This is a genomic window from Modestobacter sp. Leaf380, assembly GCF_001424485.1.
Classification (GTDB): domain Bacteria; phylum Actinomycetota; class Actinomycetes; order Mycobacteriales; family Geodermatophilaceae; genus Klenkia.
The window spans coordinates 432,262-458,927 of record NZ_LMQC01000020.1; the positions used below are offsets into that span (position 1 = coordinate 432,262).

At 71.9% G+C, this 26,666-nt stretch carries 27 protein-coding genes; 14 read left to right on the plus strand and 13 right to left on the minus strand.

The window, feature by feature from the left end:
* Positions 1-9 precede the first annotated feature (9 nt).
* From ASG41_RS17505 to ASG41_RS17525, 5 genes are all read left to right on the plus strand, one after another.
* Entirely contained in the window at positions 10-1,227 is a 1,218-nt protein-coding gene (locus ASG41_RS17505) for an Ig-like domain-containing protein (RefSeq protein ID WP_056297860.1), read from the plus strand.
* Between the two features lie 88 nt (positions 1,228-1,315).
* A complete protein-coding gene (locus tag ASG41_RS17510) occupies positions 1,316-2,656 on the plus strand; it encodes a glutamine synthetase family protein (RefSeq protein WP_056297864.1) in 1,341 nt (446 codons plus the stop codon).
* An 83-nt stretch (positions 2,657-2,739) separates the two neighbouring features.
* Positions 2,740-3,492, plus strand: coding sequence for a type 1 glutamine amidotransferase (locus ASG41_RS17515; RefSeq protein WP_082557081.1), 753 nt, complete (start codon positions 2,740-2,742; stop codon positions 3,490-3,492).
* 10 nt (positions 3,493-3,502) lie between these two features.
* Positions 3,503-6,610: a bifunctional [glutamine synthetase] adenylyltransferase/[glutamine synthetase]-adenylyl-L-tyrosine phosphorylase gene (locus ASG41_RS17520; RefSeq protein WP_056298295.1), complete on the plus strand. Its 3,108-nt coding sequence runs from the start codon at positions 3,503-3,505 to the stop codon at positions 6,608-6,610.
* Between the two features lie 74 nt (positions 6,611-6,684).
* On the plus strand, positions 6,685-6,948 hold the full coding sequence (locus ASG41_RS17525) for a CDGSH iron-sulfur domain-containing protein (protein ID WP_056297869.1): 264 nt from the start codon (positions 6,685-6,687) through the stop codon (positions 6,946-6,948).
* A 70-nt stretch (positions 6,949-7,018) separates the two neighbouring features.
* Here the strand turns inward: ASG41_RS17525 and ASG41_RS17530 are convergent, their stop codons facing one another.
* Entirely contained in the window at positions 7,019-8,047 is a 1,029-nt protein-coding gene (locus tag ASG41_RS17530; RefSeq protein WP_056297874.1) for an iron-containing redox enzyme family protein, read from the minus strand.
* A gap of 155 nt (positions 8,048-8,202) precedes the next feature.
* Here ASG41_RS17530 and ASG41_RS17535 point away from each other — a divergent pair, with 155 nt between their 5' ends.
* Positions 8,203-10,380, plus strand: coding sequence for a glutamine synthetase III (locus ASG41_RS17535; RefSeq protein ID WP_056297876.1), 2,178 nt, complete (start codon positions 8,203-8,205; stop codon positions 10,378-10,380).
* Between the two features lie 39 nt (positions 10,381-10,419).
* On the opposite strand, the gene ASG41_RS25310 is transcribed toward ASG41_RS17535, so the two are convergent.
* Positions 10,420-11,964: a methyl-accepting chemotaxis protein gene (locus ASG41_RS25310; protein ID WP_056297879.1), complete on the minus strand. Its 1,545-nt coding sequence runs from the start codon at positions 11,962-11,964 to the stop codon at positions 10,420-10,422.
* A gap of 109 nt (positions 11,965-12,073) precedes the next feature.
* Entirely contained in the window at positions 12,074-12,247 is a 174-nt protein-coding gene (locus ASG41_RS23745; protein WP_157519490.1) for a hypothetical protein, read from the minus strand.
* A 590-nt stretch (positions 12,248-12,837) separates the two neighbouring features.
* On the opposite strand from ASG41_RS23745, the gene ASG41_RS17545 reads away from it, so the two are divergent.
* The 5 genes from ASG41_RS17545 to ASG41_RS17555 all read left to right on the plus strand — a co-directional run bounded on the left by ASG41_RS17545 (position 12,838) and on the right by ASG41_RS17555 (position 14,595).
* Positions 12,838-13,257: a hypothetical protein gene (locus ASG41_RS17545; RefSeq protein WP_157519491.1), complete on the plus strand. Its 420-nt coding sequence runs from the start codon at positions 12,838-12,840 to the stop codon at positions 13,255-13,257.
* A complete protein-coding gene (locus tag ASG41_RS23750; RefSeq protein WP_157519492.1) occupies positions 13,254-13,430 on the plus strand; it encodes a hypothetical protein in 177 nt (58 codons plus the stop codon). The genes ASG41_RS17545 and ASG41_RS23750 overlap by 4 nt, the downstream gene beginning before the upstream one ends.
* 17 nt (positions 13,431-13,447) lie before the next feature.
* Positions 13,448-13,726, plus strand: coding sequence for a DNA-binding protein (locus tag ASG41_RS17550; RefSeq protein ID WP_056297887.1), 279 nt, complete (start codon positions 13,448-13,450; stop codon positions 13,724-13,726).
* Entirely contained in the window at positions 13,723-14,013 is a 291-nt protein-coding gene (locus tag ASG41_RS23755) for a helix-turn-helix domain-containing protein (RefSeq protein WP_157519493.1), read from the plus strand. The genes ASG41_RS17550 and ASG41_RS23755 overlap by 4 nt, the downstream gene beginning before the upstream one ends.
* An 81-nt stretch (positions 14,014-14,094) precedes the next feature.
* Complete coding sequence (locus ASG41_RS17555) at positions 14,095-14,595, plus strand: helix-turn-helix domain-containing protein (protein ID WP_056297891.1); 501 nt, start codon at positions 14,095-14,097, stop codon at positions 14,593-14,595.
* Here the strand turns inward: ASG41_RS17555 and ASG41_RS17560 are convergent.
* The 6 genes from ASG41_RS17560 to ASG41_RS17585 form a co-directional block, all read right to left on the minus strand.
* On the minus strand, positions 14,579-15,118 hold the full coding sequence (locus ASG41_RS17560) for a hypothetical protein (RefSeq protein WP_157519494.1): 540 nt from the start codon (positions 15,116-15,118) through the stop codon (positions 14,579-14,581). The two genes, ASG41_RS17555 and ASG41_RS17560, sit on opposite strands and share 17 nt — an antisense overlap.
* 24 nt (positions 15,119-15,142) lie before the next feature.
* Positions 15,143-16,021 (minus strand): hypothetical protein, encoded by an 879-nt coding sequence (locus tag ASG41_RS17565; RefSeq protein ID WP_056297898.1) that lies wholly within the window; start codon positions 16,019-16,021, stop codon positions 15,143-15,145.
* Between the two features lie 164 nt (positions 16,022-16,185).
* Positions 16,186-16,389 carry a hypothetical protein gene (locus ASG41_RS23760; protein WP_157519495.1) on the minus strand — a complete coding sequence of 68 codons (204 nt, stop codon included), beginning with the start codon at positions 16,387-16,389 and terminating at the stop codon, positions 16,186-16,188.
* A 281-nt stretch (positions 16,390-16,670) separates the two neighbouring features.
* Positions 16,671-17,141 (minus strand): hypothetical protein, encoded by a 471-nt coding sequence (locus tag ASG41_RS17575; RefSeq protein ID WP_056297903.1) that lies wholly within the window; start codon positions 17,139-17,141, stop codon positions 16,671-16,673.
* Between the two features lie 400 nt (positions 17,142-17,541).
* Entirely contained in the window at positions 17,542-18,030 is a 489-nt protein-coding gene (locus ASG41_RS17580) for a hypothetical protein (protein ID WP_157519496.1), read from the minus strand.
* Positions 18,031-18,453: 423 nt separating this feature from the next.
* Positions 18,454-19,014: a hypothetical protein gene (locus ASG41_RS17585; RefSeq protein WP_056297910.1), complete on the minus strand. Its 561-nt coding sequence runs from the start codon at positions 19,012-19,014 to the stop codon at positions 18,454-18,456.
* A 505-nt stretch (positions 19,015-19,519) separates the two neighbouring features.
* Between ASG41_RS17585 and ASG41_RS17590 the strand changes: the two genes are divergently transcribed.
* Positions 19,520-19,930 carry a helix-turn-helix domain-containing protein gene (locus tag ASG41_RS17590; RefSeq protein WP_056297913.1) on the plus strand — a complete coding sequence of 137 codons (411 nt, stop codon included), beginning with the start codon at positions 19,520-19,522 and terminating at the stop codon, positions 19,928-19,930.
* Positions 19,931-19,940: 10 nt separating this feature from the next.
* On the plus strand, positions 19,941-21,023 hold the full coding sequence (xerC, locus tag ASG41_RS17595) for a tyrosine recombinase XerC (protein WP_082557082.1): 1,083 nt from the start codon (positions 19,941-19,943) through the stop codon (positions 21,021-21,023).
* On the opposite strand, the gene glnA is transcribed toward xerC, so the two are convergent.
* Positions 21,011-22,447: a type I glutamate--ammonia ligase gene (glnA, locus tag ASG41_RS17600; RefSeq protein WP_056297918.1), complete on the minus strand. Its 1,437-nt coding sequence runs from the start codon at positions 22,445-22,447 to the stop codon at positions 21,011-21,013. The two genes, xerC and glnA, sit on opposite strands and share 13 nt — an antisense overlap.
* 180 nt (positions 22,448-22,627) lie before the next feature.
* Here glnA and ASG41_RS17605 point away from each other — a divergent pair, with 180 nt between their 5' ends.
* Complete coding sequence (locus tag ASG41_RS17605) at positions 22,628-23,047, plus strand: RDD family protein (protein WP_056297921.1); 420 nt, start codon at positions 22,628-22,630, stop codon at positions 23,045-23,047.
* 73 nt (positions 23,048-23,120) lie between these two features.
* Here ASG41_RS17605 and ASG41_RS17610 read toward each other — a convergent pair whose 3' ends face one another.
* The 3 genes from ASG41_RS17610 to ASG41_RS17620 all read right to left on the minus strand — a co-directional run bounded on the left by ASG41_RS17610 (position 23,121) and on the right by ASG41_RS17620 (position 26,579).
* Complete coding sequence (locus ASG41_RS17610; protein ID WP_056297924.1) at positions 23,121-23,972, minus strand: DUF4191 domain-containing protein; 852 nt, start codon at positions 23,970-23,972, stop codon at positions 23,121-23,123.
* A gap of 45 nt (positions 23,973-24,017) precedes the next feature.
* Positions 24,018-24,995 (minus strand): lipoyl synthase, encoded by a 978-nt coding sequence (gene lipA / locus ASG41_RS17615; protein WP_056297926.1) that lies wholly within the window; start codon positions 24,993-24,995, stop codon positions 24,018-24,020.
* A 120-nt stretch (positions 24,996-25,115) separates the two neighbouring features.
* Positions 25,116-26,579, minus strand: a complete 1,464-nt coding sequence (locus ASG41_RS17620; protein ID WP_056297929.1) for a hypothetical protein — start codon at positions 26,577-26,579, stop codon at positions 25,116-25,118.
* Positions 26,580-26,666: the final 87 nt, after the last annotated feature.

Below are 26,666 nucleotides of genomic sequence, written 5' to 3' on the forward strand. Positions count from 1 at the left end.
TCCACGAACATGCTCGGTGCCCGCACCCTCCGCACCCCCCTCGTCGCGCTCACCGCGGTGGCCGCGGTGCTGCTCGCCGGCTGCTCCGCCGGCGCTCCCGAGGAGGCGACGTCGGCCCCGACCGCCACGTCCGCCGCGCCGAGCACGCAGCCCGTCCCGGCGGCCGTGGTGAGCGTCGACCCGCCGCTGGGTGCCACCGACGTCGACCCGGTCACCCCGCTGTCGGTGCGGGCCGGCCACGGCAAGCTCACCGCGGTGACCGTCACCGCCGCGGACGGCACGCCGCTGGACGGCGCCCTGGACCCGGCCGGGTCCACCTGGACCGCCGCCACCGACCTCGCCTACGGCACCACCTACTCGGTGTCGGTGACCGCAGCGGACGCCGCCGGCACCACCAGCACCACCTCCGGCACCGTCGGCACGGTCACCCCCCGCACGCTGACCATGCCCACCGTCTTCCCCAACGCCGACACCCCGGTCGTCGGCGTGGGCCAGCCCATCTCGATCACCTTCGACGAGGACGTCACCGACCGGGCCGCCGTCGAACGCCGGCTGTCGGTCGTGACCACCCCCGCCGTCGCCGGGTCCTGGTCGTGGCTGTCCGACCGCACCGTGCACTACCGGCCGGCCGACTTCTGGCCCGCGTACACGCACGTCGCCGTGGACGTGGACACCTACGGCGTCGACGTGGGCGAGGGCATCCACGGCCAGGCCAGCAAGCACGTCGAGTTCGACATCGGGCCCAAGAAGGTCGCCGTCGTCGACGCCGAGGAGCTGCAGCTGCGGCTCTACGTCGACGACGCGCTGGTCCGCACCATGCCGACCTCGCTGGGCAAGGACTCCAGCCCCACCCCGTCGGGCACCTACGTGGTCATGCAGCAGTCCCGGCAGTACACGATGGACAGCTCCACCTACGGCGTGCCGACCGACGCCCCCGGCGGCTACCGGACGCCGGTAGACTACGCCTCCCGGCTGTCGAACTCCGGGATCTTCGTGCACGCCGCCCCGTGGTCGGTCGGCGACCAGGGCTCCCGCAACGTGTCCCACGGCTGCCTGAACGTGTCCACGGCGAACGCCGGCTGGTTCTACGACAACTTCGGCCGCGGCGACGTCGTCCAGGTCGCCGGCGCCGGCGGCACGCTGGAGGAGACCGACGGCTTCGGTGACTGGAACGTCGGCTGGGAGGAGTGGGTGGCCGGCTCCGCGCTGGCGCCCACCGTCACCTGAGACCCCGCCGTGTGAGCCGGCACCCGGACGGGGCAGGCTCCCGGGTGTCGTAACGAACCGGACACGCTCGGAGGCGAGGATGGCCGCCATGGACCGTCAGCAGGAGTTCGTCCTGCGCACCCTGGAGGAACGCGACATCCGCTTCGTGCGGTTGTGGTTCACCGACGTCTCGGGCTACCTCAAGGCCGTGGCCGTCGCGCCCGCCGAGATCGAGGCCGCGTTCGCCGAGGGCATCGGCTTCGACGGCTCGGCCATCGAGGGCTTCGCCCGGGTCTACGAGTCCGACATGCTCGCCAAGCCCGACCCCGGCACCTTCCAGGTGATGCCCGGGGTCAAGGGCCAGGCCAGCGAGACCGCGCGGATGTTCTGCGACATCTCGCTGCCCGACGGGTCGCCGTCCTGGGCCGACCCCCGGCACGTGCTGCGCCGCACGCTGGGCAAGGCCGCCGACATGGGGTTCACCTTCTACACCCACCCCGAGATCGAGTTCTTCCTGCTCAAGGACCTCCCCGACGACGGGACGCCGCCGACCCCGGCCGACACCGGCGGGTACTTCGACCTGTCGACGCACAACGTGGCGCACGACTTCCGCCGCGAGGCGGTCTTCGCGCTGGAGGCGATGGGCATCTCGGTGGAGTTCAGCCACCACGAGGTCGCCCCCGGCCAGCAGGAGATCGACCTGCGCTACGCCGACGCCCTGTCGATGGCCGACAACATCATGACGTTGCGGCACGTCGTCCGGGAGGTGGCGCTGGCCCAGGGCGTGCACGCCACCTTCATGCCCAAGCCGTTCACCGACCTGGCCGGCTCGGCCATGCACACGCACCTGTCGCTGTTCGAGGGCGACCGCAACGCCTTCCACGACGCCAACGACCCGATGCGGCTGTCGACCACGGGCAAGCAGTTCATCGCCGGGCTGCTGCGGCACGCCCGCGAGGTCACCGCCGTCACCAACCAGACGGTGAACTCCTACCGGCGGCTGCTGGCCGGCACCGAGGCCCCGACCGCGGCGACCTGGGGCAAGGCCAACCGCTCCGCGCTGGTGCGGCTGCCCTCCTACAAGCCCTCCAAGGCCAACTCGGCCCGGGTCGAGGTCCGCTCCCCGGACAGCGCCTGCAACCCCTACCTGACCTTCGCGGTGCTGCTGGCCGCCGGGCTCAAGGGGATCGAGGAGGGCTACGAGCTCCCGCCCGAGGCCGAGGACGACGTCTGGTCGCTCACCGACACCGAGCGCCGGGCCGCCGGCTACGAGGACCTGCCGGTCAGCCTGGGCGAGGCGCTGACCGCGATGCAGGACAGCGAGCTGGTCGCCGAGACCCTCGGGGAGCACGTGTTCGAGTTCTTCCTGCGCAACAAGTGGGAGGAGTTCAACTCCTACCGGCGCAACGTGACGCCCTTCGAGCTGCGGCGGTACCTGCCGGGCCTGTGACGAAGGGCCCCGGTGCAGGGTCCCGGCCCACGCTCCGCGCGGGCCGGGACCCTGCACCGGGGCCGTTCCATATGCTCACCCCCGTGACCCGTCTGCTCGTCGTCGTGCCCTCCGACACCGACCCGCCGGCCCGGCTGGGGCAGTGGCTGGCCGACGCCGGGCTCGAGCTCGACGCCCGGCACTGCGACCGGGGTGACGAGCTGCCCGCCGACCTGACCGGGCACGACGGGCTGCTCGTGCTGGGCGGCCCGCAGTCCTCCCTGGACGACGCCGAGACCAGCCCCGAGCTGGTCGGTGTGCGGCACCTGCTGGCCCAGGCGCTGGCCGCCGACGTGCCGACGCTGGCGGTCTGCCTGGGCGCCCAGCTGCTGGCGCAGGTCGGCGGCGGCAGCACCCGGGTGGGGGCGGACGGGCCCGAGGTGGGCGCCACGCTGGTCGCCAAGCGGGACGCCGCCGACGTCGACCCGGTCTTCACCGGCCTGCCGCTGAGCCCCGACGTGCTCGAGTGGCACCACGACGAGATCGACCGGCTGCCCGAGGGCGCCACCCTGCTGGCCAGCAACCCGGCGTACCCGAACCAGGCCTACCGGGTCGGCCGGAACGTCTACGGCCTGCAGTTCCACATCGAGACGACCCCCGAGATCGTCCGCCAGTGGGCCGAGGGCGACCCCACCGGCGTCGCCGCCAGCGGGCGGGACCTGGAGACGGTCTGCCTGGCCGCGGCCGACGTGCACCCCGACCTCGAGGCGGTGTGGGCACCGTTCGCCGGCCGGTTCGCCGCCGTCGTGCACGCCCACGCGCAGGCCCGGGCCGCGCACCACCCCGCGACGGACTGACCCGGTGGCGATGGTCGACCTGGCCGACGTCCCCCGCCGGGCCGTCGTCCGGCTGGTCCGGTTCGGCTTCGACGACGGCGCCCGCGCCGCCCGTCTGCTCAGCGACCCCGCGCTGGGCCTGTGGGACCTGGACAGCAACGAGCCCGCCGACCCCGAGGCCGCTCCCGTGGTGGCCGCGCTCGCCCGCGCCGGGGACCCCGACCTGGCGGCCCTGTCGCTGTGGCGCCTGGTCGAGGCCCTGGACGGCGCGGACCCCGCCGGCGGCTCGGCCGCCGCGCTGCTGGCCCGGCTGCGCGGGTCGGCGACGCTGCGTGGACGGCTGCTCGCCGTCCTCGGGGCGTCCTCGGGGCTCGCCGACCACCTGGTCGCGCACCCCGGTGACTGGACGGTGCTCGACGACGACGGCCGCGGCACCGCCCGGCCCACCCCGCACTTCCTGGAGCGCCAGCTGCTGGCCGCCGTCGGTGCGGACCCCGACGACCCGCCGTGGGGCGTCCGGCTGGGCTCCGCCGCCCCGGATGCCTCGCCCGAGCGGGTCCGGATGCTGCGCCGGGCCTACCACCGGGCGGTGCTGTCGCTGGCCGGCCGGGACCTCGGCGACGGCCTGCCCGCCGAGGACGTCGCCGGCGAGCTCGCCGACATCGCCGGTGCGGTGCTGTCGGCCGGGCTGGCCATCGCCGTGGCCGACCAGCCCGCCGACGCCACGCCCTGCCGGCTCGCCGTCATCGCGCTGGGCAAGACCGGTGGCCGGGAGCTCAACTACGTCAGCGACGTCGACGTCGTGTTCGTGGCCGAGCCGGTCACCGACGGGCCCGGCGAGCCCGACGAGCGGGCCGCCGTCGCCAGCGCGACCCGGGTCGCCGGCACCCTGATGCGGGTCTGCCGGGAGGCGGCCTGGGAGGTCGACGCGGCGCTGCGGCCCGAGGGCAAGGCCGGTGCGCTGGTGCGCACGGTGGCCTCCTTCGCCGCCTACTACGGGCAGTGGGCCAGCACCTGGGAGTTCCAGGCGCTGCTGAAGATGCGCCCGGTGGCCGGTGACCCCTCGCTGGGCCGGGAGTACGTCGACGCGCTGTGGCCGCTGGTCTGGAAGGCCGGCGACCGGCCCGGCTTCGTCGCCGAGGTGCAGGCCATGCGCCGTCGGGTCGAGTCGTTGATCCCGCCCGCGCAGGCCGACCGGGAGCTCAAGCTGGGGCGTGGCGGGCTGCGCGACGTGGAGTTCTCGGTCCAGCTGCTGCAGCTGGTGCACGGCCGGGTCGACGTCACGCTGCGCACCGGCGGCACCATCCCGGGGCTGCTCGCCCTGCAGGTGGGCGGGTACGTCGGCCGGGACGACGCCGCCACCCTGCTGGCCTCCTACCGGTTCCTGCGCACCGTGGAGCACCGGCTGCAGCTGCTGCGGCTGCGCCGCACCCACCTGCTGCCCACCGACGAGGTGCAGCTGCGCTGGCTGGCCCGCTCGCTGGGCTACAAGCCCGACCACCGCGGGGACGCCGTCGCGGTGCTGCGCGCGGAGCTGGCACTGCACACCCGTGAGGTGCGCCGGATCCACGAGAAGCTCTTCTACCGGCCGCTGCTGTCCGCGGTGGCCCGGGTGCCCGGCGAGCAGCTCGCGCTGGGCTCCCAGGCCGCCGGCGCGTGGCTGCGGGCGCTGGGCTTCGCCGACCCCGACGGCGCGCTGCGCCACCTGGCGGCCCTGACCGGCGGGGTGTCCCGCTCGGCGTCGATGCAGCGGTACCTGCTCCCGGTGCTGCTGCAGACGCTGGCCTCCTGCGCCGACCCCGACGCCGGGCTGCTGGCCTACCGGCAGGTGTCGGAGGCCCTGGGCGGCAACCAGTGGTACCTGCGGCTGCTCCGGGACGAGGGCCAGGTCGCCGAGCGGCTGGCCATGCTGCTGGGCTCCAGCCAGTACGTCGCGGGGCTGCTCACCCGGACACCGGAGGCGCTGCGGCTGCTGGCCCGCGACGAGGAGCTCGAACCCCGCAGCGCCGCCACGCTGTCCTCGGCCTGGCGGCAGTCCGTGGCCCGCGCCGGGGACGCCGCCGAGGGCGTCAAGGTGCTGCGCGCGCTGCGCCGGACCGAGCTGCTGCGGGTGGCCTGCGCGGACCTGCTGGGCCGGCTGGACGTCGTCGCGGTCGGGGTGGCGCTGCGCGACGTCGCCGTCGCCACCCTGCAGGCCGGGCTGGACGCCGCCGTCCGCAGCTGGGCCGCGGACGCCAAGGTCACCGTCGACCAGGTCCCCGTGGACATGGCCGTCATCGGGATGGGCCGGCTGGGCGGGCGGGAGATGAGCTACGGCTCGGACGCCGACGTGCTCTTCGTGCACCGGGTGCGCCCGGGCGCCGACGAGTCCAAGGCGGTCGGGGCGGCCAACGCGATCGCCCACGCCCTGCGCCGGCTGCTCGGGGAGCCCGCCCCGGACCCCGCGTTCGAGGTGGATGCCAACCTGCGCCCCGAGGGCCGGCAGGGCTCGATGTCGCGCAGCCTGTCCGCGTTCGGGGAGTACTACGCCCGCTGGGTCTCCGTCTGGGAGGTGCAGGCGCTGCTGCGGGCCGAGCCGGTGGCCGGGGACGAGGAGCTGGGCCGGCAGTTCTGCGACCTGGTCGACCCGATGCGCTGGCCGGCCGAGGGCCTCACCGACGCCCAGGTCGCCGAGATCCGGCGGATCAAGGCCCGGGTGGAGAGCGAGCGGCTGCCCCGCGGCGCCGACCCGGCCACGCACACCAAGCTGGGTCGCGGGGGGCTGGCCGACGTCGAGTGGACGGTGCAGCTGCTGCAGCTGCAGCACGCCCACGACCACCCGGGCCTGCGGGTCACCCCGACCATCGCCGCGCTGGACGTGCTGGCCGCCGACGGGCTGCTGACCGGCGAGCAGGTGGCGGCGCTGCGCGAGGCGTGGGAGCGGGCCAGCCAGGCGCGCAACGCGGTCTTCCTGGTCCGCGGCCGCCCGGGGGACCAGCTGCCCCGCCCCGGCCTGGAGCTGTCCGGCGTCGCCCGGGCCAGCGGCTACGGCGCCGACGTCGACCCGGGGGAGTTCCTCGACGACTACCGCCGCGCGACCCGGCACGCCCGCACCGTCGTCGAGCAGGTCTTCTACGGCATGGAGCCCGACGGGTCCTGACCCGCCGGGACCGTCGGGACGCCGCGGCCGCCCGGGGGGGTTGGACCCCCGGGCCCGTGGGGAATGGCAGCACCGTGCCCGACGACCGTGAGCCCGCCACCATCACCCCCTACCGCGACGGCCCGCTGGTCGTCCGCGGTGACTTCCGGCTCGTCGACGCCGACGGCAACGAGTTCGACCCGGGCCGCGACGTCGTCGCGCTGTGCCGCTGCGGCAAGTCCGGGCTCAAGCCCTTCTGCGACGGCAGCCACAAGCGGTCCGGCTTCTCCGCGCCGTCGGCACCCCGCAAGGAACGACCGGCCACCCGGCTGGCCGCCCTGGAGGCCGAGGAGTCCTGAGACGCCACGACGGCCCGCCTCCCACGTGGGGGGCGGGCCGTCGTCTGCGGCGGGTCAGGCGTCCACGTGGTCAGGCGTGCGCGGGGACCCCGGCGACGGTGCGCAGGGCGGTCCGGCCCGACGTCCACTCCTGCAGCACCCGGGCACCGGCCCGGGTCTCCAGCTCCAGCGCGACCGCGGCACCGAAGAGCACGTCGCGGTGCACCTGCGGCTCGTCGCGCACCAGCGACCCGCACATGTCCACCGAGGCGACCTGCTCGTGCACCGCGTCGGCCTCGACGTGCTCGTCGTAGAACAGCGTGGCGTCGTCGCCCTTGGCCAGGCGGCGCAGCCCGGCGGCGTACCGGCGGCTGGGCTCGGTGGAGGTCATCTCCAGCAGCGCCAGGTGGCCGATCGTGGCCCCCCGCAGGCGTCGGTGCAGTCCGAAGAAGCTCATCGCGTTCAGCGTGGCCAGCTGCTCGGCGGGGGCCGCGTCCACGTAGGTGCCGTGGGTGTCGTCGAGGCCGAAGGTGCGCATCAGGCGCCCGAACAGGGCCGAGTGCATCCGGACGGCGGAGCCGCCGCCGTACTCGTCGGCCTGGATCTCCACCAGCGCGGCCTTGGCCCGGCCGGTCACCCGCGGGATCGCCCAGGTGTGCGGGTCGGCCTCCTTGAGGTGGTAGACCGACCGCAGGGTGAGGAACTCGGCCCACTGGCGCTCGTCGGCCTGCTTGGCCATGAACGAGGACAGCGACGGCCCGTCGTCGGCGGACACCATGGCGGCCAGCTGCCGGTCCACCGTCTCCCCGGCCGGGGCGACGTCGTCGACCCAGCGGTCGGCCGCCTCGTGCAGGGCTGCCTCGAACCGGTCCTCGAGAACCGCACGCAGGCGCAGCAGGTCCGGGTCCCACTCCCAGCGCTCGTCGACCTCGGGGAAACCGCGGTAGTGCAGCTCGTAGCAGGTGTGCAGGGTGATCTGCAGGTCGTCGTCGGCCACCGGCACGGGGGTGGCGGCGGCCTGGTCGGCCAGCGCGAGGGTGGCGGGGGAGATCGACCGGCCACCGACGAGGTCGGCGAACAGCGCGGAGGAGAGGGGACCCCGGGGCTCAGGCAGCGGCATGCTCCTGGTCATGCCCAGCCCGGTGGGGGTCCTGAACACCCGCAGGTCAGGCCCGTGCGCGGTGTTCACGACCGGGAAACACGCCCGATCCGGGGACTTGGTGCCATGGCGCAGGACCGGGACCGACAGGTCCGGCCGTCGAGCCAGGAGCGCCCATGAGCGGCAACGCCGTCCGTCTGCAGGCCATCAAGGACGTCGAGGCGTACGTACCGCCCGCCGTCAGCTTCGACCTGGGGGAGACCCCCGGCGAGGTGTTCGGGGCCAACGTGTTCTCCAAGACCGTCATGCAGAAGCGACTGCCCAAGTCGGTGTACCGCTCCGTGCTGGCCACCATCGACCACGCGGCCCCGCTGGACCCGCTGGTGGCCGACGCCGTCGCCTCGGCGATGAAGGACTGGGCCATGGAGAAGGGGGCCACCCACTACGCGCACGTCTTCTACCCGCTCACCGGCCTGACCGCGGAGAAGCACGACAGCTTCCTCGAGCCCGCCGGGGACGGCTCGGCGCTGGCCGAGTTCGCCGGCAAGACCCTCACCCAGGGCGAACCGGACGCCTCCAGCTTCCCCAGCGGCGGGCTGCGGAACACCTTCGAGGCCCGCGGCTACACCGGTTGGGACGTCACCAGCCCGGCCTACGTGCTGGAGAACCCCAACGGCAACACGTTGTGCATCCCGACGGTCTTCGTGTCGATGCAGGGTGACGCCCTGGACCACAAGACCCCGCTGCTGCGCTCCCAGCAGTCGATGGCCGTGCACGCCGAGCGGGTCCTGCGGCTGTTCGGGCACGAGCAGCCCGACGCCGTCGTCTCCTACTGCGGCGCCGAGCAGGAGTACTTCCTCATCGACCGGCACTTCCACCTGGCCCGCCCCGACCTGCTCAACGCCGGCCGGACCCTGTTCGGCACCAAGCCGCCCAAGGGCCAGGAGTTCGACGACCACTACTTCGGGGCCATCCCCGAGCGGGTGCTCGGCTTCATGATGGACACCGAGCGGGAGCTGTTCAAGCTCGGCATCCCGGCCAAGACCCGGCACAACGAGGTCGCCCCCGGTCAGTTCGAGATCGCGCCGGTGTTCGAGCGGGGCAACGTCGCCGCGGACCACCAGCAGCTGCTGATGACCACGTTCAAGCGGATCGCCCAGAAGCACGGCATGGAGTGCCTCTTCCACGAGAAGCCCTTCGAGGGCGTCAACGGGTCGGGCAAGCACGTCAACTTCTCCCTGGGCAACGCCTCCGAGGGCAACCTGCTGCTGCCGGGTGAGACCCCGCACGAGAACGCCCAGTTCCTGGTCTTCTGCGCAGCCGTCATCCGCGCGGTGCACAAGTTCGGGGGCCTGCTGCGCGCGTCGGTGGCCTCGGCCAGCAACGACCACCGGCTGGGCGCCAACGAGGCACCGCCGGCGATCATCTCGATCTTCCTGGGCGACCAGCTGGCCGAGGTGTTCGACCAGGTGGCCAAGGGCGGTGCGACCTCGTCGAAGGAGAAAGGCACGCTGATGATCGGCGTGGACACCCTCCCGGTGCTGCCCACCGACCCCGGCGACCGCAACCGGACCAGCCCGTTCGCCTTCACCGGCAACCGCTTCGAGTTCCGCGCGCCCGGTTCCCTGCAGTCCGTCGGCGGGCCGATGGTCACGCTCAACACGATCATGGCCGAGGCGCTGGACCACATCGCCACCACGTTGGAGGCCGCCGTCGCCGCGGGCACCGCGTTCGACACCGCCGTCCAGAAGCTGCTGGAGGAGCTGATCAGCGACCACGGGGCCGTCGTCTTCAACGGGGACGGCTACTCCGAGGAGTGGCAGGTCGAGGCGGCCGCGCGCGGTCTGCCCAACCTGCGCACGACGCTGGACGCGCTGCCCGAGCTGGTCAGCGAGCCGGCGCTGGAGCTCTTCAGCCGGTACGGGGTCTTCAGCCACCGGGAGATGCACAGCCGCTACGAGATCGGCCTCGAGCAGTACGCGCTCACCATCGGCGTCGAGGCCCGGCTGACCCTGGAGATCGGGACGACGTCCGTGCTGCCGGCGGCGGTCCGGCACCAGACCGAGATCGCCACCAACCTGGCCGCTCTGAAGGCCGTCGGGCTCGAGCCGGACCTGGTTCCCTTGGAGGAGATCAGCGCCCCGCTGGCGCAGCTGCGCGAGGGGCTGGCCGTGCTCCGCTCGGCGCTGGCCGCGGAGACCGGGCACGGGGCGTCGGCCGAGGCAGAGCACGCCCGCGACGCCCTGCTGCCGGCGATGGCCTCGGTGCGGGCGGCGGCTGACCAGGTCGAGTCCCTGGTCGCCGACGACCTGTGGCCGCTGCCCACCTACCAGGAGATGCTCTTCGTCCTGTGACCGCAGACCCGGCGCCCCGACACGGGGCGCCGGGTCGCCTCAGCCCTCGAAGGCCGCCGCCATCCGGGCCTGCTCCTCCAGCACGTCGCCCATCCGGGCCTGGACGGCGTCCAGCTGGCCGATCTGCTGGCTGGTCGCCAGGATCCCGGCGGACACCGAGCGGGTGGTGTCCTGGATGCCGGCGATCTGGTCGGCGACCCGCTGGGTGGCGCCGGCGGTCTCCCGGGCCAGCTCCTTGACCTCGTTGGCCACGACGGCGAACCCGCGGCCCAGCTCCCCGGCCCGGGCGGCCTCGATGGTGGCGTTGAGGGCCAGCAGGTTGGTCTGGTCGGCGATGCCGGAGATGATCCGGATGACCTCGCCGATGGCCGTGGACGCCTCGCCCAGCGCGTCGACCTCGGCGGTCATGGCGGCGGCCTGGCCGACGGCGGCCTCGGCCACCCGGCCGGCGTCGTCGGCGGCCTGACGGAGCCGGGCCACGGTGTCCAGCAGCGCGCGGGCGTTGGTCGCGTCGTTCTCGGTGCGGCGGACGACCTCCAAGCGCTGGGACACCAGCTGGGCCACGTTGCGCAGCGCCGAGGCGCGGGACTCGGACAGGTCGATGGTGGCGGTGGTGAAGAAGTCCATCGTGCCGATGACCTGACCGCCGATGGTGATCGGGAAGCACACCCCGGACCGGACGCCGGCCCGCTGAGCGGCGGGCGCCCGGACGCAGTCGGTGATCTCGGCGAGGTCGCGGACGAAGACCAGGTCGCGGGCCCGCCAGGCCCGCCCGGACAGCCCGACGCCCTCGGCGAAGCTGGCGCCCAGGGTGACCTCGCGGAACTCGGCACCGGCGGAACCGGACTCGGTCTCGAAGCGGAGCAGGCCGCTGACGGTGTCCAGCGCCCAGAACGACCCGTAGGCCCACCCGAAGGCGCTGCGGACGGTGTCCAGCGCGGTGCGCAGGGCGTCGGCCTGGGTGGTGGCGTTCCCGATCTCGGTGACGACGGAGGTGACGGCGAGGCGGTCGTCGACGGTCTCCTGGAGCAGCGCCTCGGCCAGTGCGCGGCGGCGGGCGTGTGCGGTGAGCCGGGCCAGGGCCTCCCACTTCTCCGCCCGGGCGCCGAAGAAGGGCAGTTCGGTGCGGGCGTAGAACTCCTGCAGGGCCACCACCTCGCCGTCCTCGAGGACCGGCAGGAAGCACCCCTGGCCCGCCCCGGCGGCCGAGGCCGTGGCCCAGCGGGTGCAGGTGGCGGCGTCCGTCGTGGGGCCGGCCAGGACCGGGGTGCGGCGGGCCAGTGCCTGGCCGCCCAGCCCGGACTCCCGGGTGAGCACCCGCGCCCGGTCCCAGGAGCGCTCCATGGTCGGGACCAGCGGCCCGGTCTCGTGGGCCAGCACCAGGCCACCGGGGCCCGGCAGCCAGACGGCGCCGTAGTCCAGGCCCAGGGCCCGCACCAGCGTGGCGACGACGACGCGGTGCGCCGAGGCCTCGTCGGAGACCCCGGAGTCCAGCGCGGCGATGACCTCCTCCAGCGCCTCGACGTCGCGGGGGACGTCGGCGGGGTGGGTCGTGGTCACCCGGGTCTTGGGTCGTCCCAGCACGGTGGCTCCTCGGCGTGGTCGTGGCGGTGGTGCCGACGACCTCACTACGGACACATGCGGAACTAGTTGAGTCGAAAAACCGGGTCCCTCAGGGGAGCCGGCGGGTGGGTCAGGAGGCCAGGCGCAGGCGGGTCCGGCGGCGCGGGGCCCAGACGGCGAAGCGCTCGTCGGACAGTGCCGCGTCCAGGCAGGGACCGCTCATGGAGCAGCGGGCGCCTTCGCACGCGCAACCGCCGACCAGGGCCAGCTCGGGGCGGGGAGCGGCAGGGGTGGTGCGGGCCATCGGTTGCTCCTCGTGGTCGGGTGTTGACTCGACGATAGTGCGGGGAGACATGTCGATTCGACGGCGAGGAGTGCCGAGACCGCCGGTCGGCTCGGGCAGGTCGCGCCCTGGTGGTGGACGCTTCCCGGCCGGGTCGTCCACCCGGCCGCCCCCCGACCCTCCGACGGGCAGACGCACCGCGGCCCCCGACCTCGGGTGAGGTCGGGGGCCGCGGTCGCGTGCCGGTGGATCAGATGTCGTAGTACATCGCGAACTCGTTCCCGCTAGACGGTTGCGATGAGCTGGTGCTAGTTCTACCGTCTGAGCTGCGGGTAATCGCACCAGGAAAACGAGGTGTTGTCGAAGAGAGTTAGCTCTGTTGCGGACTTTTCGCGGACCTGCGGACTACCTGCGGACCAGAACAAAGCCGCCCCGCCGTCGGGTGCAACCGACGACAGGGCCTTGATCCCCACCCTGAGTAGAGGACGAGGACCCATGATCGACACTACTGACCCCACCCCGCCGGCAATCACCCTGCCGAGGGACAGCTCGCTCGGCCCGCGTGGGCCGTCAACACCCACCTGAACGTCGACAGCGTCGACCAGTCGGCGGTGGTGCTGCACACATGGGCAGCGCCCCCGGCGATGGTGCACGTGGGCGGCGACGAGCTGCCTACCGCCTGCTACGCCGAGGCCACCCTCGAGGTGCGCATCTCCGCCCCGGGCGGGGCCATGGCGATCGTCGGGAGCGACCCGCACATCTTCCTGTCTGCGCTGGACGCACGGTTCACCAGCACCGAGCAGGCCCGGGTGTTCGCGGCCAACCTGCTGGCGGCCTGCGACCGGCTCGACGGCGATGGGCCGCCACCGGTTGCGCTTGACGGGCCGGTGACGATCTCCGTGGTGCCCGGCCTGGGCGAGCCGTTCGCCTGGTGGGACGAGGACCGCCACCTGGCCATCCAGCAGGGCACCCCGACCGAGACAGCTGCCGCGCTGCGCGCCGCCGCTGACCGCCTGGACGGTGTCGCGTGAGCACCGATCGGGCGCCGGCCGGGCCGCTGCGGCTGACCCGCCGCGGTCGGATCGTGCGGGACATGGTGGCCGGCGGCATCGCGCTGGGCGCCGCAGTGTTCGCGCAGTCGATCTCGGTCGGGTTCTTCACCGCGGTGATGTGGGCCGGTCAGGTCACCGGGCTGGTTGCGTGACGGCCACGATCTGAGGCGTGACCCAGCACCAGCGCGCGCCCGGACTGCCCCTCCTCTACACCGTCGAGGAGGTGGCCCGGGCGCTGCGCTGCTCGGAGCACTACGTACGCACACAGGCCCGTGCCGGTCGGTGGCCGCACGTTCGGATGGCCCGCGAGGCCCCGCACTTCACCGTCGTGGACGTCGAGGCTGTGCTTGAGCTGCACCGCGCCCCGGCCCCAGCGTCGACGACTGGGCTGGTGCCTCGCTCGGCGACGTACCGCCGGCGCCGCGCTGGGCCCAACATCGGGGTGTGAACCCGCCAGCTAACGTCGTCTGCCCGCTGGCCGCCCTCCTGGCGGCTCACATCCCCGCCCCGGCACCTCAGTTCCCCGTCGCGGAGCCGGGCGGTGAGCCACCACGACTGCTGTGGACCCTGGACAAGGCCGCCGAGCGGGTGTCGATCAGCAGGACCAAGCTCTACGGGCTGATGCGCGATGACCAGCTCCCGTCGGTCCTGATGGGCGGCCGTCGCTACGTGGCCGAGCAGGACCTCGTCGCCTTCGTCGAGAAGTTGCGGGCCGGGTGGCAACCCTGGGGCTGACCGAATTCGCTCCGTGCGGCCGGTTCGAGTGAAGCGTCACGAGACGCACCACGTGACGCGTCACCCCGCCATGCTGGCCGAGTGGACGAACAGCACCAGGGTGGACCCCGGACGCGAGAGGAGTGCATCGCTTCTGCCGGCCGCACGCTCGCCCAGGCCATCGCGAAGCAGAACGCGAGGACCCCTCGCGAGGCAGCGGAGGCCGCCCACCAGCGCGGTGGCCCGTCGGTTGCCGAGCTCGAGCGCCGCATCCGCACGCGCCGGGGGCTCCCGCCCAGCCCATCGGCACCCGTCGCGCGGCCGGTGTCAGAGCCGCTGCCTCCGGCGTCGACCGTCAACGTCCCGATGGTCGACACCCTGACGGCCTGCCCAGGGCCGCACCACCGCCTGGTCTACAGCGTCGACCAAGCCGCCGAGCAGCTGTCCATTAGCACCACCGTGCTATGGGAGTTGATCCGCGCTGGCGACGTGCCCACCATCACCTATGCAGAAGGACGCCGACGTCGGGGCATCACTCACGTGGCCCTGCTGAGGTGGATCGCCGGGCGCGAGGCTGCTGCCGAGGTCAGCGCCGGCCGGTAGTGCTGGGCGTGGGGACGTTGTAGACCTCCACGTACACCCCCCAGGCCAGGCGCAGCACGGTGAGCATGGTGACGACCAGGTGGGTGCAGAGGTAGATCGACGCCACGGTGGTCGTCAGCGTGGACCAGCTGGGCGCGGTCCTCGGGAGAGCCGCGGCGACCACGATGACCACCGACACAAAGATGGCCACGCCAGCGGCGTAAAGCACGGTAATGGCCGTGTTATCGACCAGCGTTGGCACTCGCCGCAGGGACCGTAGACGCGGGTCGTTCTCCACCTGCAGGCGGACGCTGGACAGGTGGAAGAACAGGCCGATCAGCGCCCCAACGAGCAGCGAGGTGCCACCGAGCAGCACGGACAGTTCGGGAAGCTTCCAGCCCCGCCAGACCGCGACGGCGGTCAGGACCGCGGGCAACCCGTACGAGATGGCGTAGGCGCGGCGGTCGGGCCGGTTGGTGTTCCGGTCGGTGAGGGTGCCCCAGTAGTCCACGAGCACCGGGGAGACGGAGAAGCGCTCGATCATGCTCACGGTGTCTCCCTCGGTGGTCTACGTGGTGCGCGGTCGGCCCGCCCAGTCGTCGGGCAGGTCGGCCATGTCGTCGATGTTGGGCGCCAGGCGCTCGACCGTGTCCTTGGCCTCCGCGAGGAAGGCGTCGTCGTCGGGTCGCTCGTCGGGCGGGTCGAACGGGTACACGAAAGCAGGCAGGTCTGACGAAACGACCAGAGATCGGGGGCGTCCGAACCCGTCGCTATAGAGGATGCGCTCTTCGTCGAACTCGTCTTCGTTGATGCCGTCGAGGTGCACCAGGCCGGAGAGGCTGAGCCGCTCACCACCCGAGCGTAGTTCCCGGAACGCACCGGACAAGCGCTCGGCGAGCTCGGAATTCTTCTCGACGGACACAGAGAGGTTGACCCGTCGCACGCCCTGTTCCCGAACGAACGGCGTCCCGTCTGCGGATCGGTGCTGGCTGCGCAGCTCGAAGCCCTTAACGCTGGAGTTGGCCAGCTCGTCGGCCCAGGCGCTGGCGTCCACGACATCTCGATCGGTCCGTAGGTAGACCGGCAGCACGCCGTTCAGGTACTTGATCAAGCCGGGGAGGACCGTGCCTCGACCGCGAGCCTCGGCAACGATCATTCCGTAGGTCCCGAATTCCGGGACCACGAACAGGTTGCGGAGAGGACGCATGGTGGCGTCGCCCAACCCGATCGGGATGCGCTTGGTCGGGTCGTCCGCATCCTGCAGGTATCCCGCCTCCCCGAATACTCCGGAGGACACCTCGGCCAGCAGGCCGCGGCGGAGGTCGACGACGTCGTCGATAGCGGTCAGGCGCTGGTTGCGGTCGTCCCGACTGGCGTCGGCCGGCGAGAGGACCCGCCGAAGCAGCTGCAGAGCAGTGTCCCCGTCGTGGACGTTGCCGAAGTCCATGAAGTCCTCGGGTCGACCTCGAGGGGTCATTCGAAGGCCGAAGACCCGGTAGCCGAAGGTGGGCACTCGCTGACTCCCCGCTCGCTGAACAGTGTGTGCAGCATTACACAGGGCGCGCTCAGGTACTGGTCCTCGACTCCAAGTGCCGCCGCTGGGCCGGCGGGTTACGTCCTGACCATGAGCACATCCCTGCACTCGACCGTCGTCCCGTCGTTGAAGTGGACGACCGTCAATGCTTGCGAGCCCTCGTAGCCGGCGACGTCCCGGAACAGTTCGGATGGGCCAAAGACGCTCCCGCCGAAGCCAGCACTGCCCTTGTAGGTCACCACGAGCGTTCCGTCGTCACTGGGCGGCTTGAGAAGTGTCATGACCGGAGGCTGCCACCCGTCCGGGCAGACTGCCCCCGCGCGACAATCACGGCGCACCGGCACGTGCCGGTGCACCGCGACGGAAGGGACGGGCCATGCCCGCCGAGGACGGCACCTACAGCACCAGCGAGCGCTCCACGTACAGCGACGGCCCCTGCCCGCAGTGCGGGGGACGAACGGTCACGACCTGGATCCCAGCGAACTCGATCGATCACCGCGACGACCGCTGGATCCCCGGTAGCTACCGGTGCGCCAACCCCGACAGGCACCAGTAGCTGCCGTCAGTCCTCTCGGCGACGCGCCGGGTAGAACGTGTCGTCCTCGTCCCACTCGAGCCAGGTCTCGTTGCCGACGTTGATGCTGACGTTGCCGCCGTGGGGGTGGGCGACGAACGAGCCGTCCGCCTGCAGCACCTCGCCCGACTCACCCTGCGCGAACACGGTGCCGGCCGACACCAGGACCCGGCCGTCCCACTGGCGGACCTGCCCGCTCCAGACCCCGCTGATTCCAAGAGTTCCGCCGTCTTCTACCCAGAACGACCCTGCAGCAGCACCCTGGACAGCGATAACACCACCGTGCCGGATCGTGTAGTCGCCGGCAGCAGCGCCCTGCAGCACGAGGTTGCCGCCGGACTCGACGACGAACTCGCCAGCCGACGCACCCTGCACCATCAGCGAGCCCGAGACCGTCGCGCCAGCCTCCACCGACCCCTGCACCTTCAAGCTGCCACTCACCTCGAGGCGCTCGGTCACGCGGTCCCGGATGGTTCTTGAGCTCATCGGTCGATCCCTCTCGTCGTTGTGTGGAACCTGTCGATGAGCAACGAGTCTGCTCCGGCTCGGATGCGCACTTCTCGCTCGCCCGGGACCCGTCGACCCCGACGAAGGTTCACGGCCGATACTCGGTGATGCCGTCTGCCCGCTGAACGGACACCGCAGGGATGGCGGTGACCTTGTGGTTGTCGCGAATGAAGACGAAGCCGTGCGCGAAGACGGCCTTGACGTCGGTCAGAGAGGGACTGACCGCCGTGCACAGCGACGAGCTGGCTGATGACCACGACGGTGCCGAAACGCTTGAGGATGTCCATGAGCCGGGATGGTGCACGGGGGCACCGACAGTTTCCTGGGGTCCGGGGGGTCGAGAAAAGTTGCTTCAGCGCCTGCCGAGGCCGAGCCGCTTGGTGCGCGGCGCCTCCTGCAGGTCATCCGACAGTCGCCAGGACACCTCTAGCCAGGTGCCGGTCTTGGTGTGGTGGCGGACGTCGATGCGCATCCCGCCTCCGGGGTAGACGGCTTGCGACATTGACCGCAGGCTGGGGACGGCGCTGCCGCCGTGCGGGCTGAGCACGACCTCCACGTGGTGTGCCGTCTGGGCGCCCACGTTCTCCAGTAAGACAGTCGAGGTTCCCGGCCAGCTGATGAACCAGGTGACGGCGGCCTCCTCCTGGGCGCGTAGCTGGGCCTGTTCCCCGCGAATCGCGACATCTGCGTCGTCTCGGGCGGCGTCGGCGGCGTCTCGGGCGGCCACCGCCGATGCTTCTGCGGCTACAGCAGATTGCCTGGCCCACCGGAGAGCGACGATCGAGACCACCAGCGCGAGCGCGGCCACGACTGCGGCCGTCCAGGTCGCCGCATCACCCATGCCGAGGACCGTAGTCACCGCCCGCCACGGACGTAGGGCTCGATTTCAAAAGGGGGCCCGACACGTCGTGCAGATTTAGGCGACGCGTCGCGGGCGGCCGACGGCAACGCGTCCAACCGGTCCTGAGCGTCGCGTCGTCCTCGAGGACAGCACGACACATGTCGCTGGTGGCCAGCGGAGACGCGTCCACTAGGGTGCCGCCCGACGCGTCCACCTCGTTGTCGCGACCGGTCGCGGCGGCCGGCGGCCACGACACCTCTCCATCTGCCCGGCATACTTGGGCATGGTGATCAGGGTGGAGAGCAGCGAGCAAGACCCACGTCCTGGCCCCTTGGCTGCGGCCCGCGAGGCTGGTCGTCGTGCTGGACGCGAGGCACCGCCACTGTCGACGGCGCAGCAGAAACGGCTGCGTGTCCTCCTGCGTCACCCCAGGGCCGGTGGCCATCCCGGCACCGGCAGGTCGTAGCCGTAGCTGGCCACGATCCACGTGCCGCGGGAGCGGCGAGCGAGCAGCGGCCACCCGACGATCTGCTGACCTTCGTCTCGGTAAGCGAGGTCACGGCCACCGATGGTGCGGCGCCCGTGCGAGTTGTCGTCCAGGTCGATGAGCACGACCCGCTCGTGGTCGAGGTCGACGGGGCGAGGGCGACTCCCGGCGCCGAAGTTGATCCCGCGGAAGTGACTGAAGCTGTTGACCCTGTCGTGGGCGTAGGTGGGCCAGCACGGGTTGGTCTCATCGGGTGCGGCCAGCGCACGGGCTAGGTCATCTCGGTCCCATCCAGCCACGACCGAGACCCGCGCCCGCTGAGCAGCCAGCACCCAGTGCTGCGCACACGCGAGGCGCAGCTCCGGCGTGGACGCCCTCATGGCCGTGCTCCAGTCCCCCTCGTTTAGGACGACGTCGACCCAGGCCCAGACCATCTCCACGGCGCTACCTGGGCCGACCTGGGCGTCAAGCTCCTCGGGTGTCTGTTCGTCGACCACCTAACACATCGTGCCCGATCGGAGGCGGCACGTCAGAAGCCGTCGCCCAGGTCGAACCCGCCAGCAGGGCCCTGAAGTGGCGAGGGGGCCATGACCGTTGGGTCATGGCCCCCTCTATCGGAGAGTCGGGTGCTCTACCGCTGAGCTACAGCCCCACGAGTGGAGCCGACGGGGATCGAACCCGCGACCAACCGATTGCAGACAGGATGCATCCACACGCTGACCCGTGGCAAGGAACCCACGCTGGGTCAACCCCATCGGGTGGCCCTCCTACGCCCCGACCCGTCGGGGCTGGCCAGTCAGTAGGGCCGGAGCCGCTCTCCTTCGCTGAGGCGGTAGGAGCAGCTGATCGGATGTCGACATGAGTGCCCGCCTCTTCATCATGACAGGCGTTTTCCTGTCCCGACAATGAGTAGTACGCGCTAGGCGACATTGACGCAAGCGTGTGTGGGATGATAGTCTTTGTCTTGTGGCGACAAAGAATGGCAGCGATCTAGAGGGGCTTGTGGGGCGACACGTCCGGCAGCTGCGGGAGCAGCGCGGACTTACGCAGACCCAGCTCGGGGTGCTCGCCAACCTCGGCTCCGGCAACCAGTCGCTCATCGCCAAGCTGGAGGCCGGCCAGCGGCCGATCCGCGTGAACGAGGTCGACGCTCTCGCTGCGGCGCTCGGTGTACCCCTCGCCGTGCTGCTTGAGCGGTCTCCGACGCAGGAGGTAGCCCGAGCCGCGGCTGCCCTTGAGCGGGCTCAACTGGCACTGGAAGAGATCCTCATGCGGCAGATGGATCTCGACGACGAGATGAAGAAGCTGGCGCCCATGCGCGAGCGCTACATCGCTGAGATCACGCGGTGCGAAGCCCGACTCCAGGCGGCGAAGGAGAAGGAAGATCGTGGCGAGCCTCGCGAAGAGGCCTGACGGTCGCTGGATGGCTCGGTACCGGGACCTCGCCGGCAAAGAGCACGCCCGCCACTTCGACCGGAAGATCGACGGCCAGCGCTGGCTTGACGAGGTCACCACGGCGGTCGTCACGGGCGCCTACATCGACCCGCGGACGGCCCGCACGACGGTGGGGGAGTGGGCCGAGACGTGGCTGGCCGGCTACGGCACCCGGCGGGCCAGCACGGTGCGCCAGGCCGAGGTGCACCTGGCGCACATCACTGCTGCGTTCGGGCCGCGCCGGCTCTCCTCGGTGAAGCCGTCCGACGTCCGGTCCTGGACGACTGGGCTGCGCGCCCAGGGCTTGGCCGACAGCTACGTCTACGCGCTCCACAGCCGGTTGTCCCAGGTCATGAGCGACGCCGTGCACGACGGGCTGATCCCGAGGAACCCGTGCTCGAGGCGGACCAGCCCGGGCGCCGGCAAGCAGCGGCCCTACGTCGCGACCACGGAGCAGGTCTGGGCGCTGCACGACGCCGTCCCCGAGCACTTGCAGCCCGCCGTCCTGCTTGGCGCCTTCGTCGGCCTGTGCACGGCCGAGGTGGTGGGCCTGCGCGTCGACGACGTCGACTTCATGCGCGGCATCGTCCGGCCGGTGCAGCAGGGCGACGGACAGCCGCTGAAGACCGAGACGTCTCGCACGCCGCTGCCCATCCCGGACGAGCTCGCGCTGACCCTGGCGGCCGCGGTGAAGCGGTGGGGGAGTGACCGACTGGTGACCGACGGCATAGGGGGCCCGTCATCGACGTGGGCGATCGAGCGCGCCGTGCGGGCGGCCCGGCCGAAGGTGGCCGGCCTACCGGTGGGGTTCCGGTTCCACGACCTGCGGCACTACCTGGCGAGCCTGCTCATCGCGTCCGGGCTCGACGTCAAGGTCGTGCAGCACCGGCTCCGGCACGGGTCAGCCAGCACGACGCTGGACACCTACGGGCACCTGATGCCCGACAGAGACGAGTCCGCGCGAGCCGCCGTGGGTGCAGTGCTGGCGACTCGCGCGGACTCTGTGCGGACTTCTGCCCCTGACCTGCGGAGAACCCGCAGGTCAGGGGCGAGTGTCACTCAGATGTCGTAGTACATCGCGAACTCGTGCGGGTGCGGGCGCAGGCGGATCGGGGTGATCTCGTGCTCCCGCTTGTACTCGATCCAGGTCTCGATCAGGTCGGAGGTGAACACGCCACCGTCGAGCAGGTAGTCGTGGTCCACCTCGAGCCGGTCGAGGACGGCGTCGAGGGAGGCCGGGACCTTCTCGATGCCCAGGGCCTCCTCGGGCGGCAGCTCGTAGAGGTCCTTGTCCACCGGGGCCGGGGGCTCGATCTTGTTCTTCACGCCGTCCAGGCCGGCCATCAGCATCGCCGAGAAGGCGAGGTAGGGGTTGGCCGACGGGTCGGGCACGCGGAACTCGATGCGCTTGGCCTTCGGGTTGTCGCCCGAGATCGGGATCCGGGTGCAGGCCGAGCGGTTGCGCGCGGAGTAGACCAGGTTGATCGGGGCCTCGAAGCCGGGCACCAGGCGGTGGTAGCTGTTCACCGTGGGGTTGGTGAAGGCCAGCAGCGACGGGGCGTGCTTGAGCAGACCGCCGATGTAGTGGCGGGCCATGTCCGACAGCCCCGCGTAGCCGGTCTCGGCGGCGAACAGCGGGACGCCGTCCTTCCACAGCGACTGGTGGCAGTGCATGCCCGAGCCGTTGTCCCCGAAGAGCGGCTTGGGCATGAACGTGGCGGTCTTGCCGGCGGCCCAGGCGGTGTTCTTGATGATGTACTTGAACAGCATCAGGCTGTCGGCCGAGCGCAGCAGGGTGTCGAACTTGTAGTTGATCTCGGCCTGCCCGCCGGTGCCCACCTCGTGGTGGCCGCGCTCGAGCTCGAGGCCGGCGTTCGCGAGGTTGACCATCATCGCCGAGCGCAGGTCGCTCTGGTGGTCGGTCGGCTCGACGGGGAAGTAGCCGCCCTTCTGGCGGGTCTTGTACCCCAAGTTCGGGCCCATGCCGTTCTCGCCGTTGCGCGAGCCGGAGTTCCAGACGCCCTCGACGGCGTCGATGTGGTAGTACGACTCGTTGATCGAGGTGTCGTGCCGCACCGAGTCGAAGACGTAGAACTCGGCCTCGGGGCCGAAGTAGGCGGTGTCGGCGATGCCCGAGCTGGCGAGGTAGGCCTCGGCCTTCTTGGCCACGTTCCGCGGGTCACGGGAGTAGGCCTCACGCGTGATCGGGTCGTGGATGAAGAAGTTGACGTTCAGCGTCTTGTACGTGCGGAACGGGTCCACGAAGGCGCTGTTCGGGTCGGGCAGCAGCAGCATGTCCGACTCGTTGATGGTCTGGAAACCACGGATGGACGAGCCGTCAAAGCCCAGCCCGTCGGTGAAGGTGTCCTCGCCGAAGGTCTCCGCGGGGATGGTGAAGTGCTGCATGACGCCGGGGAGGTCACAGAACCGGACGTCGACGAACTTCACGTCGTTGTCCTGGATGTACTTGGTGACCTCGTCGGGACTGTTGAACATCGATCCTCCGAGAGTGGGCGGACGGCCGACCCGGAAGCTACGAGCGGGGGGTTGCCCCCCGGTGTCTCGCGTGTTTCCGAGCCGTTACAAGCGCCCCGGCGTGTCGCCGGACTCCTGCAGGGTCCCGCCGCGGAGGTGCTCGTGGCGGGGGGCAGGGGGTCCGGTGCCTACGCTGGCCGCATGGTCAGGGACGAGACACCACCCTCTCAGGGGCGCATCCGGGGAGCCTCGCTGGGGCTGCCCGCACAGGGCCCGGGGTCCGTCGCCTCCTTCAGCACCCGCGCCGTCGCCTTCGTCGTCGACGCTGTCGTGGCCGCCCTGGTGGCGGCCCTGGTCGTACAGGGCATCCCGGAGAACTGGAGCCTGCTGGCCTTCGGTCTGATCACCGTGGTCTCGCTGGTGCTGGTCGGCCGGACGCCGGGCATGGCGGCGCTGGGCCTGCAGCTGGCCCACCCCCGGCAGGGGGAACGGGTCGCCGTGTGGCGGGCCGTCGTCCGGACGGCGCTGCTGATGCTGCTGGTGCCCGCCCTCGTCGTCGACGGTGACGCGCGCGGGCTGCACGACCGGCTGACCTCGACCGCGGTGATCCGCACCCGCTGACACCGGCACGGACGACGACGGGCCCCGCTCCAGCAGGAGCGGGGCCCGTCGACGGTGCGGGGGAGGAGCCGGGTCAGCGGCGGCGCATCTGTCGCTGGCTGACCGACATCTGCTTGCCGCCCGGCATCGGCCCACCGGGGATCGGCATCCGGGCACCACCGAGGGCGTTCATCCGCTTGCCCAGGCTGTTGACCTCCGCGCCGTCCAGGTTGCGCGGCAGCTTCATCACGTGCGAGCTGAGCTTCTTCAGCGGGACCTGGCCCTCGGCGTCACCGACGACGATGTCGTAGATCGGGGTGTCACCGACGACCTTGGCGATCCGGCGCTTCTCCTGGGCGATGAGCGGGCGGACCCGCTGGGGCACGCCCTCGGCCACCAGGATGATCCCGGGGCGACCCAGGACGCGGTGCACGGCGTCCAGCTGCGGGGTGCCGGCGACACCGGAGCTGACCCGCCAGTCACCGCGCATGCCCTCCAGCACCCACGCGGCGGCGCCGGGCTGGCCCTCGACCTGCCGGTAGGCCGAACCCTGGGCGCGGCGCCCGAAGACGACGAGCGCGGCGAGCAGGCCCAGCAGCACGGCGATCGGGATGAAGAGCAGCGGGGCGCCGAAGAGGACCGCGATCAGCTCGACCACGGCGGCGACCACCACGAAGGCGATCAGCATGATCCAGGGGAGCTTGGGGTCGTTCTTGTACGTGAGCTTGTAGGCCTGCTTGATCTGGCCGCCCTGGGTCTTCATCTTCGACCAGCGGCCGACCTTGGGCTTGCCGTCCTTGCCGAGCTTGGGGGCCTTGGAGGCCTTGGCGCCCTGGGCGCCCTTGCCGGCCTTGACGCCCTTGGCGTCGACCTTGGTGGACCCCGAGGCGCCCTTCCCGGCCTTCGTCGGCGGGGCGGGGGCGTCTGTGGGCTTGCTGCGTGCCATGGGCTGAGGATAGGCCCCCGGGGTCGGACCCCGGGGGCACCTGCCTCAGACGGCGGGGGTGAGCCCGCGTGCCTCGACGGCCTGCTGGTACAGCCGGCCCGCCCGGTAAGAGCTGCGGACCAGCGGCCCGGCCAGCACGCCGGGGAAGCCGATCTCCTCGGCCTGGGCCGCGAAGTCGACGAACTCCTGCGGCTTGACCCAACGGACCACGGGGTGGTGCCGGGGGCTGGGGCGCAGGTACTGGGTGATGGTCAGCAGGTCGCAGCCGGCGTCGTGCAGGGCCTGCATGGTCTCGGTGACCTCGTGCGGCTCCTCGCCCATGCCCAGGATCAGGTTGGACTTGGTGACCAGGCCGGCCTCGCGGGCGGCCGTGATGACGGCGAGCGATCGCTCGAAGCGGAAGCCGGGTCGGATCCGCTTGAAGATGCGCGGCACCGTCTCGACGTTGTGCGCGAGCACCTCGGGGCGGGAGGAGAAGACCTCGGCCAGCTGGTCGGGGTCGGCGTTGAAGTCGGGGATCAGCAGCTCGACACCGCAGCCCTCGATGGAGGCGTGGATCTGCCGGACGGTCTCGGCGTACAGCCATGCACCACCGTCGGGCAGGTCGTCGCGCGCGACACCGGTGATGGTGGCGTACTTCAGGTTCATCGTGGCGACGCTCTCGGCGACCCGGCGGGGCTCGTCCCGGTCGTAGTCCGCGGGCTTGCCGGTGTCGATCTGGCAGAAGTCGCAGCGCCGGGTGCACTGGTCACCGCCGATGAGGAAGGTGGCCTCGCGGTCTTCCCAGCACTCGTAGATGTTCGGGCAGCCGGCCTCCTCGCACACCGTGTGCAGACCCTCGCGCTTCACCAGGGACTTGAGCTCGGTGTACTCGGGGCCGGTGCGCAGCTTGGTCTTGATCCAGTCGGGCTTGCGCTCGATCGGGGTCTGGGCGTTGCGGACCTCGAGGCGCAGCAGCTTGCGTCCGGCCGGGTCGATGCTCGCCGTGCTCGCCGGGGTGGCTGTCGTCGGCGCGTCGCTCATGCCCGTCACGGTACTCCCGGGGCGGGGCGGGCGGTCGTGGCCCGCAGACGCGTCAGGGGGCGCACCGTGCTCCGGTGCGCCCCCTGACAGGGTCGTGCTCAGGCCCTGCTCGGGCGTCGCTCAGGCCTGGTGCTTGCCGCCCTCGGTGTCGTCGGCCTCGCGGCCGAGCGCCGGCTTGTCCAGGGTCTCCGCCGAGGGGACCGTGTTCACCGCGGTGTTCGGGTCGTTCTGCTTGTCGGTGGCGGCCTCGTGGTGCACGCCGTCCCGCCAGCCCAGGTCGGTGTCGGCCGGGGTGGCGTCGCCGGGGGCGTCCTCGGCGGTCGAGACCGCCGTGCCGCCGTCGGTGGGCTCGGTCGAGGTGTCGGCCGGGTCGTCGGCGGGGGTGCTGGGGCTGCTGGGCACGGGGTCCTCCCGGTAGGTGGGGACGGGACCGTCGCCGGTGGGGGCGGGGGTCCACGGGTCGTCGGCCTTCTGCCGGCGCACCAGGGAGAACACGACCCCGCCGACGGCGAGGGCCACCAGCACCCACGGCCAGCGGCGCGGCCTGCGCTCGATGCCGACGCGGTACTTCAGCTCGGTCGTCTGCGCGGAGACGTCCTTGCCGGCCTTCTTCGCGGCCTTGGCCAGCTCCTTGCGGCGCTTCTCGGCCTTCTTGGACAGCTTGTCGGCCTTCTTGCCCACGGCCTTGCGGTTGGCCTCGGCTGCCGAGCGCAGCTCGGCGACCCGGGCCGCGGCCTGGTCGCGGGCGGCCTCAGCGGCCGCAGCGGCGTCCGAGCGGGCCGAGGACGCCCGCTTGCCCGCGGTCTTCTTCAGCGACGCAGCGTCCTTCGCGGCCTGCTTGCGGGCCTTGGTCGCCTTCTTGCCGGTGTCGTGCGTGGCGGCGGCCACGGCACCACCGGCGGAGCTGGCGGCGGCGGTGAGCTCGGCGCGACGGGCCTCGAGCTCGCCGCGGGCGGTCTCCAGGCCGGCGCTCAACGTGCCGCGGGCGTTGTGCAGCGCCGGAGCGGCTGCGTCCCGGACGGCGGCGGCGCGGGGGGCCGCGTAGCCGACCGCGGTCTCCCGGGCGGCCTCGAGCCGGGGCTGGGCCGCGGCGACGGCGGCCTGGACGCGCGGGGTGACGTCCTTCTCCAGCGTCTTCTGCGCGGACTTGGCGGCCTGCTCGAGCTTGGGGGCGGCTGCCTCGCGCGCCTCGATCAGCTTGGGGCCGGCCGCGGCGACGGCGGTCGCGATGCCGGCGGCAGCCTGGGTGCGGGCGGCCTCCAGGCGCGGGACGACGTCCTTCTCGTAGACCTTCTGCGCGTTCGCCAGCTGGGGGGCCAGCGTCTTCTGAGCGGCCTCCAGGCGGGGCACGATGACCTCGCGCGCAGCGTCGAGCTGCGGGCCCACGGCGGCGACGGCGGCCTCGAAGCGCGGGGCGACGTCCTTCTCCAGGGTCTTCTGCGCGGACTTGGCAGCGGCCTCCACGCGCGGGCCGAGCTGTTCCGCCGTGGCCCGTCCGGCCTCGGTGACCGCCGAACCGATGTGGGCGAGGCCCTCCTGCAGTTCGGCCCCGATGACCTGGGCATGGCTCTTCTTGCGGAACACTGACGCACCTCCGAGTTGATCGTCTCGGGGGTCATCCTGCCCGGACCGGGGCCCTCCCACACCCCGGAGCACCAGGTGTGACCTGCG

Coding starts and splice junctions, on each gene's coding strand:
- ASG41_RS17505 (WP_056297860.1), top strand. CDS start 10: ATGCTCGGTGCCCGCACCCTCCGCACCCCCCTCGTCGCGCTCACCGCG.
- lipA (WP_056297926.1), bottom strand. CDS start 24,995: ATGAGCGACGCGCCGACGACAGCCACCCCGGCGAGCACGGCGAGCATC.
- ASG41_RS17565 (WP_056297898.1), bottom strand. CDS start 16,021: ATGGACTTCGGCAACGTCCACGACGGGGACACTGCTCTGCAGCTGCTT.
- ASG41_RS17510 (WP_056297864.1), top strand. CDS start 1,316: ATGGACCGTCAGCAGGAGTTCGTCCTGCGCACCCTGGAGGAACGCGAC.
- ASG41_RS23745 (WP_157519490.1), bottom strand. CDS start 12,247: ATGGCCCGCACCACCCCTGCCGCTCCCCGCCCCGAGCTGGCCCTGGTC.
- ASG41_RS17520 (WP_056298295.1), top strand. CDS start 3,503: ATGGTCGACCTGGCCGACGTCCCCCGCCGGGCCGTCGTCCGGCTGGTC.
- ASG41_RS17530 (WP_056297874.1), bottom strand. CDS start 8,047: ATGCCGCTGCCTGAGCCCCGGGGTCCCCTCTCCTCCGCGCTGTTCGCC.
- xerC (WP_082557082.1), top strand. CDS start 19,941: ATGGCTCGGTACCGGGACCTCGCCGGCAAAGAGCACGCCCGCCACTTC.
- ASG41_RS17605 (WP_056297921.1), top strand. CDS start 22,628: ATGGTCAGGGACGAGACACCACCCTCTCAGGGGCGCATCCGGGGAGCC.
- ASG41_RS17535 (WP_056297876.1), top strand. CDS start 8,203: ATGAGCGGCAACGCCGTCCGTCTGCAGGCCATCAAGGACGTCGAGGCG.
- glnA (WP_056297918.1), bottom strand. CDS start 22,447: ATGTTCAACAGTCCCGACGAGGTCACCAAGTACATCCAGGACAACGAC.
- ASG41_RS17580 (WP_157519496.1), bottom strand. CDS start 18,030: ATGGGTGATGCGGCGACCTGGACGGCCGCAGTCGTGGCCGCGCTCGCG.
- ASG41_RS17610 (WP_056297924.1), bottom strand. CDS start 23,972: ATGGCACGCAGCAAGCCCACAGACGCCCCCGCCCCGCCGACGAAGGCC.
- ASG41_RS17560 (WP_157519494.1), bottom strand. CDS start 15,118: ATGATCGAGCGCTTCTCCGTCTCCCCGGTGCTCGTGGACTACTGGGGC.
- ASG41_RS23760 (WP_157519495.1), bottom strand. CDS start 16,389: ATGACACTTCTCAAGCCGCCCAGTGACGACGGAACGCTCGTGGTGACC.